The sequence below is a fragment of the Candidatus Pelagadaptatus aseana genome (assembly GCF_040362265.1).
GTDB classification, from domain to species: Bacteria; Pseudomonadota; Gammaproteobacteria; order Pseudomonadales; family Cellvibrionaceae; genus Pelagadaptatus; species Pelagadaptatus aseana.
This window is the reverse complement of record NZ_BAABNJ010000001.1, coordinates 350,716-369,018: the sequence shown is the minus strand read 5'-3', so window position 1 is coordinate 369,018 and position 18,303 is coordinate 350,716. Positions and strand designations below refer to the sequence as shown.

Annotated in this window: 16 protein-coding genes; 11 read left to right on the top strand and 5 right to left on the bottom strand. The window is 54.6% G+C overall.

All coding sequences use genetic code 11. The features are described 5' to 3' along the window. Positions 1-7: 7 nt before the first annotated feature. The 4 genes from ACPXV9_RS01720 to ACPXV9_RS01705 form a co-directional block, all read right to left on the bottom strand. Entirely contained in the window at positions 8-901 is an 894-nt protein-coding gene (locus ACPXV9_RS01720; protein ID WP_423894033.1) for a glycosyltransferase family 9 protein, read from the bottom strand. A 119-nt stretch (positions 902-1,020) separates the two neighbouring features. Continuing rightward, entirely contained in the window at positions 1,021-1,668 is a 648-nt protein-coding gene (locus ACPXV9_RS01715; RefSeq protein ID WP_423894032.1) for a lipopolysaccharide kinase InaA family protein, read from the bottom strand. Positions 1,669-1,674: 6 nt separating this feature from the next. Further along, positions 1,675-2,472 (bottom strand): aldo/keto reductase, encoded by a 798-nt coding sequence (locus tag ACPXV9_RS01710; RefSeq protein ID WP_423894031.1) that lies wholly within the window; start codon positions 2,470-2,472, stop codon positions 1,675-1,677. 8 nt (positions 2,473-2,480) lie between these two features. Beyond that, positions 2,481-3,707, bottom strand: coding sequence for an FAD-dependent oxidoreductase (locus tag ACPXV9_RS01705; RefSeq protein WP_423894030.1), 1,227 nt, complete (start codon positions 3,705-3,707; stop codon positions 2,481-2,483). Positions 3,708-3,827: 120 nt separating this feature from the next. Here ACPXV9_RS01705 and waaA point away from each other — a divergent pair, with 120 nt between their 5' ends. Further along, positions 3,828-5,108 carry a lipid IV(A) 3-deoxy-D-manno-octulosonic acid transferase gene (gene waaA, locus ACPXV9_RS01700; protein WP_423894029.1) on the top strand — a complete coding sequence of 427 codons (1,281 nt, stop codon included), beginning with the start codon at positions 3,828-3,830 and terminating at the stop codon, positions 5,106-5,108. Here the strand turns inward: waaA and ACPXV9_RS01695 are convergent. Further along, positions 5,105-6,499 (bottom strand): TolC family outer membrane protein, encoded by a 1,395-nt coding sequence (locus ACPXV9_RS01695; RefSeq protein WP_423894028.1) that lies wholly within the window; start codon positions 6,497-6,499, stop codon positions 5,105-5,107. The two genes, waaA and ACPXV9_RS01695, sit on opposite strands and share 4 nt — an antisense overlap. Positions 6,500-6,739: 240 nt before the next feature. Between ACPXV9_RS01695 and ACPXV9_RS01690 the strand changes: the two genes are divergently transcribed. The 10 genes from ACPXV9_RS01690 (at position 6,740) to ACPXV9_RS01645 (ending at position 18,264) form a co-directional block, all read left to right on the top strand. Next, entirely contained in the window at positions 6,740-7,825 is a 1,086-nt protein-coding gene (locus ACPXV9_RS01690) for an efflux RND transporter periplasmic adaptor subunit (protein ID WP_423894027.1), read from the top strand. Between the two features lie 5 nt (positions 7,826-7,830). Further along, positions 7,831-10,905: an efflux RND transporter permease subunit gene (locus ACPXV9_RS01685; RefSeq protein ID WP_423894026.1), complete on the top strand. Its 3,075-nt coding sequence runs from the start codon at positions 7,831-7,833 to the stop codon at positions 10,903-10,905. A 111-nt stretch (positions 10,906-11,016) separates the two neighbouring features. Further along, positions 11,017-11,982 (top strand): AAA family ATPase, encoded by a 966-nt coding sequence (locus tag ACPXV9_RS01680; RefSeq protein WP_423894025.1) that lies wholly within the window; start codon positions 11,017-11,019, stop codon positions 11,980-11,982. 10 nt (positions 11,983-11,992) lie between these two features. Further along, a complete protein-coding gene (locus tag ACPXV9_RS01675; RefSeq protein WP_423894024.1) occupies positions 11,993-12,958 on the top strand; it encodes a DUF58 domain-containing protein in 966 nt (321 codons plus the stop codon). Between the two features lie 3 nt (positions 12,959-12,961). Next, a complete protein-coding gene (locus ACPXV9_RS01670; protein ID WP_423894023.1) occupies positions 12,962-13,528 on the top strand; it encodes a DUF4381 domain-containing protein in 567 nt (188 codons plus the stop codon). A 2-nt stretch (positions 13,529-13,530) separates the two neighbouring features. Then, positions 13,531-14,553: a VWA domain-containing protein gene (locus ACPXV9_RS01665; RefSeq protein ID WP_423894022.1), complete on the top strand. Its 1,023-nt coding sequence runs from the start codon at positions 13,531-13,533 to the stop codon at positions 14,551-14,553. Beyond that, positions 14,550-15,539: a VWA domain-containing protein gene (locus ACPXV9_RS01660; protein WP_423894021.1), complete on the top strand. Its 990-nt coding sequence runs from the start codon at positions 14,550-14,552 to the stop codon at positions 15,537-15,539. Before ACPXV9_RS01665 ends, ACPXV9_RS01660 begins: the two co-directional genes overlap by 4 nt. Continuing rightward, positions 15,533-16,222, top strand: a complete 690-nt coding sequence (locus tag ACPXV9_RS01655; protein WP_423894020.1) for a tetratricopeptide repeat protein — start codon at positions 15,533-15,535, stop codon at positions 16,220-16,222. The genes ACPXV9_RS01660 and ACPXV9_RS01655 overlap by 7 nt, the downstream gene beginning before the upstream one ends. Next, positions 16,219-17,610: a hypothetical protein gene (locus tag ACPXV9_RS01650; protein ID WP_423894019.1), complete on the top strand. Its 1,392-nt coding sequence runs from the start codon at positions 16,219-16,221 to the stop codon at positions 17,608-17,610. Before ACPXV9_RS01655 ends, ACPXV9_RS01650 begins: the two co-directional genes overlap by 4 nt. Before the next feature lie 27 nt (positions 17,611-17,637). After that, positions 17,638-18,264, top strand: coding sequence for an NUDIX domain-containing protein (locus ACPXV9_RS01645; RefSeq protein ID WP_423894018.1), 627 nt, complete (start codon positions 17,638-17,640; stop codon positions 18,262-18,264). Positions 18,265-18,303 lie beyond the last annotated feature (39 nt).

Below are 18,303 nucleotides of genomic sequence, written 5' to 3'. Positions count from 1 at the left end.
GAGCTTTTTACACAATAGATGTTTCTTGTTCTGCGTGAATGTTTCTCTTTATATGGTCTATGATTTTTGCGTGAGAAATAAACGGTTTCCAGATCCGTTTCCCAGCAACTTTTAATCGAATTCTCGGTCGTGCGATAAAACTTTCTTTCCAGCCTGGGCGCCATTCAAATTCATCATATTTTTTGTAAATAGTGACCGTGGATATACCGAGTAATGAGGCGACATGGCCGCTGCCAGAATCGTTGCTGATAACAAAGCCGCTTTCATAAATATAGCTGAACATCCCTTCCAGGTTTTCAAAGAATATGACGTTGAATTCGGGGTAGAGAAGTTTGAACTCATCAGCTTCTTCAGGTGTAACAGCGATTTCAATATGGTGTCCTAGCTTGGCTAGTTTTTTAGCCAGTTTATTAAAGCCTTCTGTAGAATAATTTTTTTTATCCCGGTTGGTCGTTGGAAAAATAAGTATGCGATTTTTATGCTTCCGGTGTTGAAGGTTGTCCGGGGGTGTCAGCTCGGGGATAAATTTTGCGGATTCAATGTTAAAAAAATTCCGACAGTATTGGTGAGCGAACTGAACCAACGAGGGACCTTTTTCTACTTTGCAGCGTAATGGCCTGTTGGCTTGAATGTGCAGATTAAAATTAACCGGTTTTATATCAGGTTGGCTGGTATGGGCCTCATATTCTTGTGGTAGTGATGTGCAACTGATCCATAGGGTTTTTTTGCTAAGCTGTGGTTCATCTTTTAGGATTTGGCGGATGGTGTTCCTCTTGTCTTGTGGGTCACAGACAATAAGATCGTATTTTTCCAGGATTTCCTTGGAATAAAGATCGAGATCGGTGTTTGCAATATCTAAATCCGAAAACCAGTTACTAAGGGAGGTGAACGCGGGGGGCATGAATCTCAACCAGATAACCGGCATTGCTCAAGTTTTGAGCCAGAATTGAAAAGATAAGTGTGTCGCCCAAGCTTTGATAGGGAAATATGATCGCTTTGCAGGGCTTGTCAGTCATGAAGTTATCTTTGTTTTTCCGGCTCTATGGATGATATTGTTTTGCTCAATCCCTGTGCTGAGGAAGAGTATGCTTCATACCCCTCAATAAATGCAGGCATGTTGACTGTATCAATATCCGGCTGATAACGAAACACATGTTGAAAATTCCGCTTCCTCTGCCAGCGATTCAACGGAAAAACATTCACCCGCATATCCGCAATATCAATCAATCCAAAGCTGCCGTCGGCCAAAACAATGATGTTGCCAAAGTGCAGTGAGCGGAACATAACGCCGGCATCGTGAAGCTGGGATATGTAGGCGCCGGCTTGTTTGGATAGCTCCGGATCTTTGGGTTTGGTCTTAAATACATCGCGCAGGGTGTTGCCGGGTATGCCGTGATAAATGACGCAATCGCTTTCGGCGTCGCTGATTTTGAAAACCTCAACAATCCCCACTGTGGTGATTCTGCGTTTTTTCAGGTTTCTGGCGTTGCGGGCAAATTGTTTTGAGCGGGGAAATATTTTCGCCATGCTGATGCCGGGGCGACGATTAAAAATCTTCAGGTAGCGATCATCGTTAAGGCGTACGACCTTTACGCCGTAGCCATCCTTTTCCAGAATGTCGCCGGCGGCAATCAGTTTTTCGAGTTCGATTCGGGTAATGGATTTCATGAATAATTACTTAAGTGCTTGCTCGGCCTTGATGATGTTGTCGCTCAGATGATTCGGATTGATGGTGCCGATAATGGCGCTGCTGACACCGGGGTGGGCAAATAGGAAGTTCATGCTCTTTTGCACCGGGTCTTCGCCGTCTTCGATCGCAATATGACCGCTGGCCAGTGCCTTTTTAATCAGTGCGCCTTTGTTGTGTTGAGCGCAGTAATCCAGAACCGGTTGTTCGTCGAGGTGGTTGAGGTTATAGGTCACCATAACACAATCGGACTTTTCGGCGGCGAGCAATCCGCCTTCAATGGTTTTAGTGGACATGCCGAAACAGCGAATCAAACCTTGCTGCTTTAATTCGGCCAAGGTGTCCAGAGTGCCGCAATGATTGATGATGTGCAGATCGTTGCCGTCGGAGTGAACCAGTACCATGTCGATCACATCGGTGTTGAGCCGCTTGAGGCTGCGCTCGACACTGAAACGGGTATGCTCAGGTGAAAAATCAAAAGACGACTCGGCGTTTTCAAATTCTTCCCCGACTTTGGAGCAGATAATCCAGTCGTTGCGCTGGCCCTTGAGCAATGTGCCAAGCCGCGCTTCACTGATGCCATAAGCCGGCGCGGTATCGATCAGATTGATGCCGAGATCTCTGGCCTGAGCGATTAAATTCAGGGCTTGTCTGTCATCTGGCAGTTCAAAACCGGTAGGATATTTCACCCCCTGATTGCGGCCCAGCTTAACCGTGCCCAGTCCAATAGGGCTGACTTCGATACCGGTGTTGGCGATCGGACGTCGGTGTGAATGAAGCGGCATGATCAGTGTCAACTCCAGATGCCGGGCACGTCCCAGGGGCAGGGTGCCACGGGGGCCTGTGGTATCCACTGGGCAAGGGTTTCGACGCCGTTGCTACCGGAGGGCGTGATACCTTTGCTCTTAAGCATGTCGGCGGTTTCTGTCGCCAGGTTAGGTGCCAGAGAAAGCTTGGTCGGCCAGGCGACACAGGCGTTGTCGACACTGTCCAGTGCACCGATAAAGGCCTTGTCGGGGCGAACCAGGTTTTTTTGCCGTGGCTCGGCGCGATCGATTGCCAGTGCAGCCCATTGGGCATTGGACAAGTCAATCCAGGGCATCAGCGTTGCCAATTCACTCTTGGCGGCCTGGATCAATTGCTGGGGTGTTTGCTTTACCCCTTTTTCGGCCAGACTGCCGCCCAGATACCACACCCATTTACCGTCCTGTGCCTGATGGCTGGAAATGGTCAGGCGAGGGGTTTTATCGGCACCCAGACAGTGGCCATAAAATGGGTGAGGGTAGTCGTGTTTGACCATCACCTGTTGCAGCGGGCGAATTTGCATCTGTGGCTTTTGAGCCTGTAGTTGTTCCAGTATCTGACCATTGCCTTTGCCCGCGGTAAAGATAAATTGCTTGGCGCTGACATTGACCCTTACCCCCTGATGGTTGAATTGCAGCTGGCAGTGCCCGGCATTGTCACGGTGCCAATGCTGCTGGTCTGCCGGCAGCAAAAAGGTCTGACCGTGGGCATTACTGGCCAGAGTTTGCACAACGCTGGGAACATCAAGAACCATATCCACCAGCTTGTAGAGTTGTCCGCTGAATGCGGGGTTTTGCAATGCGGCGGGTCGGTCACTGGCTGCAACCTTGTCAACTCGGCCGCGGGTGGCCTTGCTGGCAAAAAAAGTGGTGAGCTTTGAGGTGACGCTGGCGCTGGACCACATATAAAAGTGATCACTTAAAATACGGGCGCCACTGATGTCGACATCCCCTTCGCCCTGAACGCACTTTCGCCAGTGCTCTGGCATATCGGCAATGGCTTCCGACGCACCGGTCAGGGCCCCGCTGAGGGTGTATTTGATGCCGCCGTGAATCATGCCCTGGGAGCCAACGGATTGGTCGCTGCCCAGAGCCTTGTCTTCAAACAGGGCGCAGTCGTAGCCCTCGTGTTTCAGGCGATTCAATAGCCAGAGGCCGGCAATACCGCCACCGATGATGGCAATGTCGAGTTGTACTGTGTGATTTGACTGGGTCATGGATTTCTCAGCGGCCGCTGTTTTGAACAGGGCAAAGATTATAAACTATTTGTTTCATTATAATGAGCCATCTGAGGCGGAGACTGCTCCACCATAGATGCACTGACGGTAATCCATCGAATGCGCCTTGTTTATACCCTGATTTTCTATCTGGCTTTGCCACTGGTGATCCTGAGATTGCTGTGGCGGGCCCGCTCTGCTCCGGCCTACTCTGAGCGTTGGGCCGAGCGCTTTGGCTTTTTTAACAAGCCCGAAGGAGATAAAACCATTTGGGTGCATGCGGTGTCAGTGGGGGAAACGCTGGCTGCCTTGCCGATGATGCGACAACTGCAGCAACGCTACCCCGATCATCAGCTGATTGTGACCACAATGACGCCCACGGGTTCCGAGAGAGTCAGGGCGGCACTTGGGGACTCGGTGTTTCACGTTTATGCCCCCTATGATTTACCCGATGCCGTTGGCCGTTTTCTGAGCCGGGTGCAGCCGGAGCTGGCCATTATCATGGAGACGGAATTGTGGCCCAATACCTTGCGCGGCTGTCGCCAGCGCAATATTCCGGTATTGATCGCCAATGCTCGGCTTTCTGAAAAGTCCGCCAAGGGTTATAAGCGCTTCGCCGGTCTGTCTCGCGAGCTGATGGGTTATATCAGCCGAATTGCGGTGCAAAATCAGGCAGACGCGGAGCGCTTTGGCTGGATTGGTGCCCGTGAGTCACAACTGAATGTAACGGGCAGCATCAAGTTTGATATTGATGTTTCTCCGCAAAACAAAGATAGGGCAGCAGACTATGCCCGTCGCTGGAAGGGGCAGTCGGAGCGTCCCATCCTGCTTGCTGCCAGCACCCATGAAGGCGAAGATGAATTGCTGTTACAGGCTCATCAAGCCCTGCTGCAACAGCGGCCTGATTTGTTGCTGGTCTTGGTGCCTCGTCATCCGGAGCGATTTGATCGGGTTGCCGATATGGCCGCCCGCGATTTTGAGGTGCAAAGGCACAGTGCGGCTGAACCCGTAGCGCTTTCAAGTCAGGTGCTGATCGGCGACACCATGGGTGAGATGATGGCCCTGTTGGGCGCCTGCGATATCTGTTTTATGGGTGGCAGCTGGGTGGACAGCGGTGGCCACAATCTGATCGAACCGGCAGTTTGGGGTAAACCCCAGTTTACTGGCCCGAGTCTGTTTAATTTTGCTGAAGTGTCCGGTCTGTTGATTGAGGCAGGGGGTGTAGCGGTTGTCGCTGACCCTCAGGCTCTGGTTGAGGGTGTTATCCGGTTACTGGACCACCCCGATCAGGCGCGGCAAATGGGGCAGGCGGCCAGTCAGGTGGCGGAAAAAAATAAAGGCGCCTTGCAGCGCCTTTTGAACATCATTGATGAGCTGTTAACAGCAAGCGATTCGAATTAATCGTAATCGCTTTTGTTGACCAGCTTGGCGCTGTCGAGCCATTTGTCCAGCTTCAACACATCGTCCGGGGTCAGGTTGCCGGCCACTTCTTTCAGTTTCAGCATGTTGATGATGTAGTCGTAACGGGTGTTGTCGTAGTTGCGCTGGGAGCTGTAAAGGTTGCGCTGGGCAACCAGAACGTCCACCAGATTCCGGGTACCAACCTCATAACCGGCCTGGGTGGCTTCCAGTGCGCTGGTGCTTGAGGTAATGGCCTGATTGCGGGCTTTGACCTGAGCAACGCCGGTCACTACGGACAGGTGCAGAGCGCGAGCGCCCTGAATGGTGTCACGCTGGGCCTTATTGTACAGCTCTTTGGCCTCATTGGATTGGGCGTAGGCCTGACGGCGTTCACCGGAAACCCGATGACCGCTGTAAATGGGTACATCCAGCTGTATGGCAACGGCGGTACCATCGTAATCCCGAGAATCGTAAGACCCGTTGTAGCTCAGTGACTCGATATCGGCATTGGTGTCATTCATATCGGTATAGGACAGCGAGGCCGAGATGGTAGGCAGATGTCCCGAGGATTTGGATTTGGCGTTATTTTTGGCTGCATCGGAGTTCAGCTTGGCAACCTTCAGGCTGTAGTTGTTGGTCAGTGCGGTATCCACCCATTCGGCGCGATTGGAAGGTGCCGGGGCAACCACGGGGAATTCATCTACCAGTGGGGCCACGGTGTTATGGGCTTGACCGGTAATCACTTCCAATTCTTCGTAGGCGATACCTAATTGACCGCGGGCACCCAGCGTACTGGCCGTGGCGTTATCGTAGGCGGCCTGAGCTTCGTGTACGTCGGTGATGGCGGTCAGTCCCACTTCAAAACGCTGGCGGGTCTGTTCCAGCTGATGGCCCAGAGCGGTTTCCTCGGCTTGGGCGGTTTCCATATTGTCGATGGCGCGCAGCACATTGAAGTAGGCCTCGGATACGCGCACGATCAGATTTTGCTGGTCGGCACTGAATTGGGCTTCGGCCAGCTGGCTCAGGGACTTGCCCTGCTCATAACCAAACCAGGCGGCCATATTAAACAGGGGTTGTGTCAAGTTAACTTGATACAAATTGCTTTCGGCATCGGTGTTGTATTTGATCGGAGCTGTGGTGCCACCAAACGGTGCGATGGAATCTACGTCGGTTTCACCGTAGCGGGCAACGGCATTAATTTGTGGCAGCAAATTCGCGCGCCCCAGAGTGAGGGCTTCTTTACCTGCTTCATAGGCGGCCGTGTCGGCTCGCAGTTGTGGATCATTATCCAGCGCCAGAGTGTAAATGTCTTTCAGTGTCTCGGCGTTTGCCTGCAGCGCGAGAGCGCCGACAGCGCTGGCAATCACCATGGAAATGCGCTTTTTGATCATGGGGTTTCCTTCTTCCTAAGCTTACGAATGCCGTTTAAAACCATACGCTGGCATCAATCCAATCACAGTATAGCGACAAGATTTTTTGGCGGCGAATAACTTGCATAAAAATACCCGTATTACAGCGATTTTTTACCTTTCTTTAATATAGGGCGCAGTAAATTGTTTAACGCTTGTCTAGAATGGCTATCACAACGGTTATTGGCTACTAAAGACACCGCAAACTTCCGGGAAGTTCAAATGAGAAAAAAAATAACTGCCTTGATGGCACATCTGTCGCTGATTATGTCACTTTTGGTGCTTTGGGGTTGTGCCGAAGAAACGGAAACGGTCAAACTGATTCGCCCGGTAAAGACCATGCTGGTGGAGGATCACCACGCTGCTATCGTCCGGGTGTTACCCGGCAAGGTTAGGGCGTCAGAGAAGGTGGATATGGCCTTTCAGGTGTCCGGGCAGTTGAAGATGCTCAATGCGTTCAACGGTCAGCGGGTTGCCGCCGGTACGGTGTTGGCCGAGCTGGATAACCGCGATTTCAACAGCAATCTGAAGGCGGCCAGAGCCGAATATCAGCGAGCCCAGGCGGATTACCGCCGCTTCAAGGAGTTGGTCGAAAGGCAGCTGATTTCCAAGACCGACTTTGATCGGCAAACAGCGGCCAGAGACATTGCGGAAGCCAACGTAGAAAAGGCCCAGAAGGCGCTCGACGATACCCGCTTAGTGGCCCCCTTTTCCGGCGTGGTGACTCAGCGTTATGTTGATAATTTTGAAGATATCACGGCCAAGCAGGCGATTCTCAGTCTGCAGAATATGTCCGATCTGGAAATCGTCGTGCAGGTACCGGAAAACTATATTCCCATTGATGCCACCATCGAAGAAGAGAGCAAGGATGTTGAAGCCTACGCCCGTTTTCAGGGGGTGGACGATCGCGTGTTTGATCTGGGTATCAAGGAGTTTGCGCCCGATGCGGATCCGAAAACCCAGACCTTTGAACTGGTTTTGCAGATGCGCAACCCCGGCGACGTCAATATCTATCCCGGTATGAGCGCGGCCGTAGAGGCCACCATGCCCATGGACGACGAACGCCATCTGTTACTGCCGGCTTCTGCCATCTTTGCGTCGCCAACCGACGCCGAAAAGCAGTACGTCTGGATTGTTGATCCGGTAAATCTGACGGTCAGTCAGCTGGAAGTGAAAATAGGGGTTTTGCAAGGGGATAAGGTTGAGGTGACCGAAGGTCTTCAAATTGGCATGCGTGTGGTTACGGCGGGTGTCAATTATCTGGCCGAAGGTGATCAGGTGCGCCTGCTCAGCAGTGACGGAGCCTGATCATTATGAATATCGCCCGTTACGCTATTGAAAACAAAATCGTCACGATTGTGATGACGCTGGTGATGGTGGTTGGCGGTTTTGTCAGCTACAAGGAGTTGTCCCGGCTGGAAGATCCTGAGTACACCATCAAAGAGGCGATGGTGATCACCCGTTATCCGGGCGCCTCGCCTGAAGAAGTGGAGCAGGAGGTGACCGAGGTGCTGGAGCGGGAAATCCAGCGCATGAGTCAGGTGAATGAAATCCGCTCTTTGTCCAAGGCCGGTATCTCCATGATAACCGTGGAGATGAAAGACAAATACGACAAGGACAGTTTGCCTGGCATCTGGCAGGAGTTACGCAGCAAAGTGAGCGATGCCCAGAGTAATCTGCCGCCGGGTGTCGAAGACGCCATTGTGCAGGACGACTACGGCGACGTATTTGGTGTGGTCTACGCCGTGACCGGTGACGGCTTCAGTTCCAAGGAAATTTACGAGCACGCCAAGTTCCTGCAGCGGGAATTGTCGCTGGTGCCCGATGTCGCCAAGGTGGATTTGTGGGGGGCGCAGCGTGAAGGCATCTACGTAGAATTTTCCCGGGAAAAACTGGCGTCGCTGGGAATCAGTCAGGATGAGGTCTACCAAAAGCTGAGTCAGCAGAATTCGATTGTTCCTGCCGGCAGTGTCCGGGTGGGTCGAGATTATGTGCGCATGGATGCCCCCAGTGGCATTGGTGAGGTCAGTGATATTGGCGCCATGATCTTGCGTGAAAGCTCCGAGGCGGATGAAGATGCCAACCTGATTTACCTTCGGGATGTGGCTCGGGTGTATCGCGAAGACATCTCTCCGGCCAGTAAAATTTTGCGTTTCAATGGTCGCCCGGCGGTTGCCCTGTCAATCTCCACCATCAGTGGTGGCAATGTGATGAAGCTGGGCAAGGGGGTGCAGGCCCGACTGCAGGAGCTGCAGGAGCAAACGCCTATAGGCCTTGAAGTTTCACCTATCGCGTTTCAGCCCGATGCGGTTAAAAAAGCCATCGATGGTTTTATCCTGAGTCTGATGCAGGCATTGATCATTGTCATTGTGGTGCTGCTGATTTTTATGGGGCTGCGCGCCGGCCTGATCATCGGCAGTGTGCTGGTGATTACGGTCGTTGCTACGTTTATTTTTATGAGGCTCAACGACGTAGCACTGGAGCGGATTTCTTTGGGGGCGCTGATCATTGCTCTGGGTATGTTGGTGGATAACGCCATTGTCATTACCGAGGGCATGATGGTGCGCATTCAGTCGGGCATGAATCGCCTGAAGGCGGCCGAGGAATCCGTTCAGCAGACATTGTGGCCGCTTCTGGGGGCTACCCTGATTGCGATACTGGCGTTTGCTGCCATTGGTACATCGGAGGATTCCACCGGTGAATTCTGCCGCAGCCTGTTTCAGGTGATGCTCTACTCTCTGTTGCTGAGCTGGGTAACCGCCATCACCATCACACCGCTGCTGTGCTACTGGTTTATTCCGCAGGCCGCGAGTTCGTCCGAGTCTGACAATGGCACCACGGCCCCGCTCTACGATTCCAAACTGTTCCATATGTATCGCAACGTACTGGAAACCTGTATGACCCGGCGCTGGTTGGCGGTGGCGGTGCTGGTGGTGTTGATGGTGCTGGCGATCATTGGCTTTGCCCAGCTCAAGGGGTCGTTCTTCCCGTCATCCACCATACCCAAATTTTTGATTCACTACTGGCTGCCCGAAGGTTCCGATATTCGTCAGACATCCACCGATTTGGAAGACATCGAAGCCTTTGTTATGGCCGATGATCGGGTGACTCAGGTGGCTACGTTTGTCGGGGCCGGCGCTCCCCGGTTTATGCTGACCTATCCGGCAGAGAAGGCCAATTCCAGCTACGGCATGTTGCTGGTGGATGTCACTGATCATCGCGACATAGCGGATTTGATGGTGAAGTTCGGTGACTATATTCAGGTGAATTTCCCGGACGCTCAACCCAAATTGCAGCGTTTGAATCTGGGGCCGAGTCCGGCCTCATCCTATGAGGTGAAATTTACCGGGCCCAATCCCGAGGTACTGAGAGACCTTTCCGAGCAGGTAAAACTGTTGTTGCGTGAATCCGGTGGGGTGGCCATCAAAGACAACTGGCGCCAGCGGGTCAAGGTGGTGCGGCCGGTTTATGAAGAGTACAAGGCCCAGTTTGCCGGGGTTGATCGCGCCGACCTCAACGAAGCGTTGGAAAGCAACTTCAACGGCACGCTGGTGGGTGTGTTTCGCGAGAGCGACGATCTGATCCCGATTTATTCCAGAGCCCCGGAAGCTGAGCGCAAGGATGTTTCCCAGATTGGCAATATTCTGATCTGGAGTCCGGGTACCCGTTCCACCATTCAGATCAATCAGGTGGTGTCGGAATTCAGCACCGGCTGGGAAGACGCACAGATACATCGCCTCGATCGCAAGCGCACCATTACCGTCGGTGGCGAGCCACCGGAAGGCGAGTTGGCCAGTGAACTGTTTGAACGCATGTTGCCCAAGGTGATGGCGCTGGAATTGCCGGTGGGTTACGAGATGAGCTGGGGCGGTGAATTTGAATCTTCCAGTGACGCTCAGGGCGCGTTGGCCGGAGGCATTCCGGTGATGGCGGCGTTGATGATGATCATCACCGTGGTGCTGTTTAATTCACTCCGGCATCCGCTGATTATCTGGCTGACTGTGCCGCTGGCGCTGATCGGGGTATCGGCGGGGCTGCTGGCGACCAATGAGCCCTTCGGTTTTATGCCGTTACTGGGCTTCTTGAGCTTGTCCGGGATGTTGATCAAGAACGCAATTGTTCTGCTGGATCAAATCAATCTGGAATTGAAGAGCAACGAGGATGTCTGGGATGCGGTGGTACAGGCGTCACTGTCCCGCTGCCGCCCGGTGATGATGGCCGCGGGAACCACCGTACTGGGCATGTTGCCTTTGTTGATGGATGCGTTCTTCGTTGGTATGGCCGTAACTATCATGGCGGGTCTGACCTTCGCCAGTGTGCTGACGCTGACGGTTGTGCCGGTGTTCTATGTGATTTTCTTTAACGTCAAAGCCCCGGTAAAATCCTGATATTGCGAGGCTGACGTTATCCTGCAGCCGGGCCCGAAATGGCCCGGCAGATAAAAATAAGAAGCAGACTCATAACAATAAAAACATCCAACAGGCCATCAGAGAGAGACTATGAGCCGTACTCTTGAACAGATATTAACCCTGCGCGAGGCGATGAATCGCGCGGTGCTGGGGCAGCAACACGTCGCTGAAAACCTGATCGTTGCCCTGCTGTGTAATGGCAATGTATTGCTCGAGGGGTTACCCGGTACCGCCAAAACCCGTTCGATTAAATCCCTGTCCAAAGCTCTGGATTCAACTCTGGGGCGCATTCAGTTTACGCCGGATTTGCTGCCCTCCGACGTCACCGGTACCGAGGTGTTTCACAACGAAGGCGAGGGTGAGCAGTTGGTGTTTCAACCGGGACCGCTGTTCAACAATCTGGTGCTGGCCGACGAAATCAACCGGGCGCCGGCCAAGGTGCAGTCCGCACTGTTGGAAGCGATGGAAGAAAAGCACGTAACCGTGGCCGGCAAAACCTACCCGCTGCCGCAATTGTTTATGGTGTTGGCGACCCAGAATCCGATCGAGCAGGAGGGTACCTACCCACTGCCGGAAGCTCAGATGGATCGCTTTCTGTTGAAGGTCAATATGGGTTACCCAGCCGATGAGCAGGAGCTCGATATCATGCGTCTGGTGCGCAGCGAAGAGTTGCAAGACACAGAGTCAGTCGCCAGAGTACCGCAAGAAGCGGTCTTCCGTGCCCGTGAGCAAATTCATGAAGTTCATGTGGATGAAACATTGGAACGGTATGTGGTGGGATTGATCATGGCCACCCGCGATCCGGGGCGCTATGAGGCAGAACTGTCACGCTGGATTGCTGTGGGATCGAGCCCCCGAGCTACCATTGCCCTTGATCGCTGTGCCCGAGCCAAAGCCTGGTTGGCCGGCCGCTCTTATGCCACCCCGGAGGATGTGCGTGACATGGCCGAGCCAGTACTGACCCATCGCATTATCACCAGCTACGAAGCACAGGCCGAGGGCATTTCGGCGCAGGATGTGGTGCGCCGCATCAAACAGTTGGTCGCGGCCGTGTAAGGTGACGATCGTGGCTGCCTCTGAATCGCTGCATCAGCACGACCATAAAACTGTGGCCAATCTGCAGGCGCTGATCAAGCTGCAGTATCCGGCCCGGCGCCTGCCGCTGACAGATTATCAGATGGTCAACAGTCTGATGGTGGGGCGGCACCGCTCCCGGGCCCGGGGGCGCGGCATGGATTTCGAAGAGTTGCGCCACTACCGGGTGGGCGATGACATTCGCCAGATGGACTGGAAGGTAACCAACCGAACCCGTAAGCCCCACGTGCGCATCTATTCCGAAGAGCGGGAGCGGCCGGTGATTCTGGTGGTGGATCAACGTGCCGGCATGTTTTTCGGCTCGCGCCGTATGATGAAGTCGGTGGTGGCGGCTGAGATGGCCGCATTACTGGCCTGGCATGTGGTTGATCGCGGGGATCGGGTCGGTATGCTGGTGTTCAATGATCAGCACAGCACCGAAGTGAGGCCCGCCAATCGTCAGAGTCAGATTCTGCAGATTCTCAATCGGTTGTGTGACTATGGCGACAAGCTCAAGCGCTCGGTAACCGCCGAGCAGCGACCGGCATTGGCATCGCTCGATGACAATGGCAATCGTCTCAATCCGATGCTGGCCAAAGTCAGAAAACTGGTGGGGCACGATGCCCTGATCCACCTTGTCAGCGACCTGGAGGGTGCCAATGACGAGACCGGGCAGCGTTTGTCGCAACTGATGCAGCACAATAATGTGGTGATCGATTTTATCCATGACCCGCTGGAGCAAGCACTGCCTCAGCAGGGCAATCTGGCACTGAGTGATGGCCGTTTTCAGGTAGAGCTGGATGCCGCCGATCAAGATTTGCAGCAAAAATATTCCCGTGATTTTGCCGCGCGTATGAACCGAATCCAGAGCTTTTTAAAGACGCGCAACATTCCGGTGTTACCGCTGACCACCGCTCAGCCGCTGGAGTCTCAATTGTTTCAAATGCTGGGGGTGTGACGGATGTCAGAATCACAGTTGCCCTCAGCCCCGGCGTTCAAAACCGAAGATTTTGGCAACCCCTGGCTGAGCAATATGGCCGAGGTGGTGCAGCCGGCCGCAATCAGCTGGTGGCCCGATACGCCTTTGGGTTGGTTGTTCGGCGCTGTAGCGGTGGCGGTGATGGTGCGGCAGGGTTGGTGCGGTTATCGACGCTGGCGGCGCAACGCCTATCGACGCATGGCGCTCGAACAGATCGACCGGTTGCAACAGCGTTTCCAGCAAGGCGATAGCGAGGCGCTCAAATGCCTGCCGGCGCTGCTGCGACAGACGCTACTGGCGATTCTGCCCCGGGAAACTGTCGTGGCTTTACAGGGCGACATTTGGCCGCAGTTTTTGCGACACAGCTGGCCGGATGGCGAGACGGTTGCGTCGGTCTCTGAGTTCTGCGCGCTGGCCTATATGCCGCCAGAGCAGCGCCAGTCCATTTCTGATCAACAGGCGCAACATCATTTTATCTGGTGTCGTGGCTGGTTGCGCGATCACCAACCAGAGCACCTGCAGGCCGTTGCTGAGAGATTGCTGGCGTGATTGTGTTCGATAAATTGTGGGTGTTTTTGCTGCTGCCGCTGCCACTGCTGGTGGCCTATTTTGGTCGTGCCTATAAAACCCAGCGCGATGCTTTGCGGGTGCCTTTTTTTAAACGCTTTGTGGATCTCTCCGGTTATCAGCCCGGTGATGGGGCGCTGGTGTTGCGGCGCAACCGGTTGCAGAAGCTGGCCATCCTGATCAGTTGGTTGCTGTTGCTGGTTGCTCTGGCCGATCCCCACTGGGTGGGTAAACCTATCGTCAAACAACAATCCGCCCGAGATTTGATGATGGCCGTAGACCTGTCCGGTTCGATGGAGGTCGAGGATTTTGTCTTTGCTGGTGCTGAACCCATAGAGCGTCTGGCTGGAGTAAAACAGGTGCTGGGTGAGTTTGTCGCTGCGCGCGAGCAGGATCGCCTGGGTCTGATTGTGTTTGGTTCGGCGCCTTACCTGCAGATCCCTTTCAGTCTGGATCACGATCTGTTTTTGCGTCTGTTGTCAGAGGTGCAGGTGCGCATGGCCGGGCCGAAAACCATGCTCGGTGATGCCATCGGTCTGGCGGTCAAAAATTTTAAAAGCAGTCGGGCCCGAGACCGGATTCTTATTCTACTGACCGATGGCAACGACTCTGGCAGTCTGGTGCCGCCCGCCGAAGCGGCAAAAGTGGCGCTGGATCAAGGGGTTGTGATTCACACCATTGCCATTGGCGATCCGGCGGCAACTGGCGAACAGGAAATGGATCTTGAAACCCTGCAACAGATCAGTCGCGTTACCGGTGGCGTCTTCTTTCGGGCGACCGATGGCGAGCAATTGAGTCTGATTTATCAACAGCTCAATAAGCTCGTGGGGCAGGATGTTGAGGTGGTCAGTTACCGCCCCAGACAAACGCTGTTTCACTGGCCGGTCGCGCTGATGGTGATGCTGCAGTTGTTGACCCAGATCTGGTTGGCCTTTGTCAGTTGGCGCGATTCAAAAATGTCTCTGGCCGGAGTTGCCGCTTCTTCGGTGCCGGAGCAAAAATCATGAATGATTTCTTTTTATTCCCGACGCTGCTGCAGCTCTTCGAGCAATTTCATTTTCTTCGGCCTATGTGGTTTGCCGTTGCGCCGGTGATGCTGTTGCTGATGTGGCGGCTGCGGCATCGGGAAGTAAAGACGGACTGGCAACATTTTATCGATGCCGATTTGCTGGATGCGATGTTGCTCAGTTCCAGAGCCGAGTCCTGGCTGACCCCAAGACGGTTGGCGGGGCTCATGTTCTTTCTCAGCGTGTTTATTCTGGCCGGGCCCGCCTGGCACAAGCAGAGCACGCCATTGGCCGATGATAAGGCGCCACTGGTGATTGCCCTGTCACTGGATCAGGCCATGCTTGAAGACGACCTTCAGCCCAGCCGCTTGGCTCAGGCCAAGTTAAAAATTCAGTCTTTGTTGTCCCGGCGGCGGGGTGCACCCACGGCGCTGATTGTCTATGCCGGCAGCAGTCATACGGTGTTGCCGCTCACTGAGGATGTCGAGCTGTTGTCTTTTTACCTGCAGGATCTGTCTCCAGAGATTATGCCCAAAATTGGTGATGAGCCGGCGCAGGCCTTGATTCAGGCCTTGCGCCTGTTGCAAAAAACACAGCTTGCAGCGGCGGATGCCAGCAGCAGCCGGGGGGATTCTCTGGCAGGCGGCTCTATGGTGTTTGTGGCTGCGCAATTGGGCAGTTTGCAACAGTGGCCCATAGCTGTGCCTCGCGAGGTATCACTGAGTCTGTTACAGACAGTGGGTGATTTGGCCCGGCAGCAGGCTTACGTTGCCGATCAGGCTCGCGGTCTGAATGTCGAGCGGGTGACCATACAGACCAGTGATGATGACATTGATGAGCTGCTCAGGAACGTCAGTCATCACTGGGAGAATCTGCAGGCCAACGACGACACTGTTATCTGGGTCGACAGTGGTTATTATTTCCTGTGGCTGCTGTTTGCCCTGATGCTGATCTGGTTTCGCCGGGGGATGGTGTTGCAATGGTAATCGTGCCCCCGGCTAAAGGCTGGCTGCGAGGCCTGTTACTGCTGGCGTTGTTGGTCGGTGCGGCGCCCTCTCAGGCGCAGTGGTACTGGCAGGATTTGCTGCTGACCCGTGATCAACAGGGCATGCGGTATTTTAACCGGGGCGAATATCGGTTGGCGGCCCAGCGTTTTGACAATCCAAACTGGCGGGCCATGGCGCTGTACGCCGCGCAACAGTTCAAGCCTGCGGCGGCTATCTGGTCGCGCCTACCCGGTGCGGATTCTCTGTTCAATCGCGGTAACGCTCTGGCTCACCTGCAAGATTATCAGGGGGCGGCGGACAGCTATCAGTTGGCTTTGCAGTTGCGTCCGGATTGGCCGGCGGCCAGAGACAATCTGGCGCTGGTGAAAGTGCTGGGTGCCAAACCCAAGATGCCGGACAACTATCACTCACCGTCTGAAAATCAGATCGGTGCCGATGAGGTGACGCTGTCGAGCGATTCCAACCGCATGGCCAACGCCAAAGCAGAACAGGTGACGGATGATATGGATCGGTCCGCCAAGGAAATTCAGGCGCTCTGGGTTGATCGCCTGCAATCCACACCGGCTGATTTCTTGCGGCTGAAGTTTTTGCATCAGCATCAACAGGCGCCCACTGGCGGTGGCGATGGCAGCGATCCGGCAGAAGAGAGTTTGACCCAATGAGGCCTCGATGTTTTTGTCTGCGCCTGCTGGCTGCTGCGAGCTTGGTTTTGCCATGGCTGGCTCTGGCCGATGACCCGGTTGATGCGGGAGCCTCACAGATCATGCTGGTAAAAAGCCATTTTCTGGGAGCCAATGATGAGCTCACTCAACAGCTCGATATTCGTCAGTCTGAGCGCTTCTCGTTGCTGGTGGATATCTATACCGACACCTGGTTTGCCGAGGCCCCCAGAGTCAATTCGTTCACGATTGATGGCGCCATCGTGGTTCGCACGGAGCGATTTGCCACCAATTTTTCCGAGCATATTCAGGGCGATGTCTATACGGTGCAGCGCTGGAAATTTGATGTCTTTCCGCAGCGTTCGGGGCAGATGATTGTGCCGGGTATCGAGGTCAAGGCGCTGGTGGCCGGTTACGAAGACAAGCCCGGCAGGCATATGAGCGCGCGCTCCAGCCCGTTGTTATTGACGGTGCAGCCCCTGCCGGATAACGCTTTCGCACAAGTCGATGTCGATCGGCCGTTGAGTTCAACGGAAGTGGTGATGGAAGAGTATTACCGCGGAGACACAACCAATCTGAAGATCGGCGATGTTCTGGAGCGTCAGGTGGACGTGGCGGCCAGAGACAGTCTGTCCATGTTGATTCCCCCCCTGGATTGGCCTGAACTCAGCGGTGTGCGGCAGCAAACTGCAAGGACGCAGGTTAAAGACAGCGGCAATCGCGGCATCGTTTGGGCGGAGCGAACCGAGGTGCGCAGCTACATCTTCGAGCGGCACGGAGAATTTACCCTGCCGCAGGTCCGGTTTAACTGGTGGGATCCAGAGCAACAGGATTGGCAGCAATCGGTGTTGCCAGAGAAGACTGTTCGCATAGCGCCAGCGGCTCGGGGCGAACAGCCCGAGGGGGCCTTGTCTCGTGATCTGCAGTGGGTCGTGGAGGATATCTGGTACGTGGCCACAGCGGCGCCTGACTGGATCAAGGGGTTGGCGCTGGGTTGTTTGCTGTTGGTGTTGCTGCTGCTTGCCTTCGGGTCGCGCTTGCGTGATCGGCTGCTGTCCTATTGGCAGTCCGAGCGAGGCTGGCGCTGGCGTTTGTGGTTGGCATCGCTGGTATGGCCTCCCGGAGCCATTCTGCGCTGTTATTATCGATGGCACTCAGTACTGGAAGCAGAGAGGGTTGAAGCCTGTTCCGATGGCAATGGTGATGAGGTTAATACCCTTCTGGCTCGGCTCTATGATCATTACCGTCGGCGGCAGTCTCTGTCTCTGAGGTTGCGTTGGCAGTGGCTGCAGCTGTTGTCGGTGCAACGCAAACGAACCGCATCGTCTCAGATCAAGCGCTCTGGCCGCCGGCCGTTGCCACCTTTGAATCCCCCCGGACATCTGCGGTAAAGTCGTTTCTTTTTGAGATGTATTGCCGTGCCCTTACCCAAAGAACCCTATTCCACCGACGATGTGGAAATTCTCGATTCCGAGCCGTTGTTCCGCAGCTTTTTCAAGGCCGATAAAGTCACCTTGCGCCACAGGCTGTATCAGGGGGGCTGGTCTGCCCCCATCACCCGTGAAATTTTTATCCGCGGTGAAGCGGTTGGTGTGCTGCTCTACGATCCGGTTAATGACTTGATCGGTCTGGTGGAGCAATTTCGTATTGGTGCTTTACAAGACGCTCATGGTCCCTGGTGCATGGAGGTGGTGGCAGGCATGGTGGAGGCCAACGAAAGCCTCGAAGAAGTCGCCTGGCGGGAGGTAGAGGAAGAGACCGATCTCAAACCCGATGCCCTGGAATACATCTGCGAGTACATGGCCAGTCCCGGTGGTTGTGACGAGCGGCTGCACGTCTATTGCGCCCGCCTTAATCTGCAGGGGGCCGGCGGTGTTCACGGGCTCGTGGCGGAAGGTGAAGACATCAAACTGCATGTCATGGCCGCAGCAGAGGTGTTCGCCGAGCTGTACAGTGGGCGCTTCAACAACGCGGCCACCATGATCGCCCTGCAGTGGCTGCAGCTAAACCGGCCCCGGCTGCAGCAGCAGGCTGGCGGGGCTTGATGGTGTAAGTGTGAACTGGGTCAATGACTTGAGCGCTAA

Excerpts from the sequence above, each read along its gene's own strand:
- ACPXV9_RS01695 (WP_423894028.1), bottom strand. The coding sequence starts at position 6,499 with ATGATCAAAAAGCGCATTTCCATGGTGATTGCCAGCGCTGTCGGCGCT.
- ACPXV9_RS01670 (WP_423894023.1), top strand. The coding sequence starts at position 12,962 with ATGTCAGAATCACAGTTGCCCTCAGCCCCGGCGTTCAAAACCGAAGAT.
- ACPXV9_RS01690 (WP_423894027.1), top strand. The coding sequence starts at position 6,740 with ATGAGAAAAAAAATAACTGCCTTGATGGCACATCTGTCGCTGATTATG.
- ACPXV9_RS01685 (WP_423894026.1), top strand. The coding sequence starts at position 7,831 with ATGAATATCGCCCGTTACGCTATTGAAAACAAAATCGTCACGATTGTG.
- ACPXV9_RS01680 (WP_423894025.1), top strand. The coding sequence starts at position 11,017 with ATGAGCCGTACTCTTGAACAGATATTAACCCTGCGCGAGGCGATGAAT.
- waaA (WP_423894029.1), top strand. The coding sequence starts at position 3,828 with ATGCGCCTTGTTTATACCCTGATTTTCTATCTGGCTTTGCCACTGGTG.
- ACPXV9_RS01710 (WP_423894031.1), bottom strand. The coding sequence starts at position 2,472 with ATGCCGCTTCATTCACACCGACGTCCGATCGCCAACACCGGTATCGAA.
- ACPXV9_RS01660 (WP_423894021.1), top strand. The coding sequence starts at position 14,550 with ATGAATGATTTCTTTTTATTCCCGACGCTGCTGCAGCTCTTCGAGCAA.
- ACPXV9_RS01650 (WP_423894019.1), top strand. The coding sequence starts at position 16,219 with ATGAGGCCTCGATGTTTTTGTCTGCGCCTGCTGGCTGCTGCGAGCTTG.
- ACPXV9_RS01715 (WP_423894032.1), bottom strand. The coding sequence starts at position 1,668 with ATGAAATCCATTACCCGAATCGAACTCGAAAAACTGATTGCCGCCGGC.
- ACPXV9_RS01655 (WP_423894020.1), top strand. The coding sequence starts at position 15,533 with ATGGTAATCGTGCCCCCGGCTAAAGGCTGGCTGCGAGGCCTGTTACTG.
- ACPXV9_RS01720 (WP_423894033.1), bottom strand. The coding sequence starts at position 901 with ATGCCCCCCGCGTTCACCTCCCTTAGTAACTGGTTTTCGGATTTAGAT.
- ACPXV9_RS01705 (WP_423894030.1), bottom strand. The coding sequence starts at position 3,707 with ATGACCCAGTCAAATCACACAGTACAACTCGACATTGCCATCATCGGT.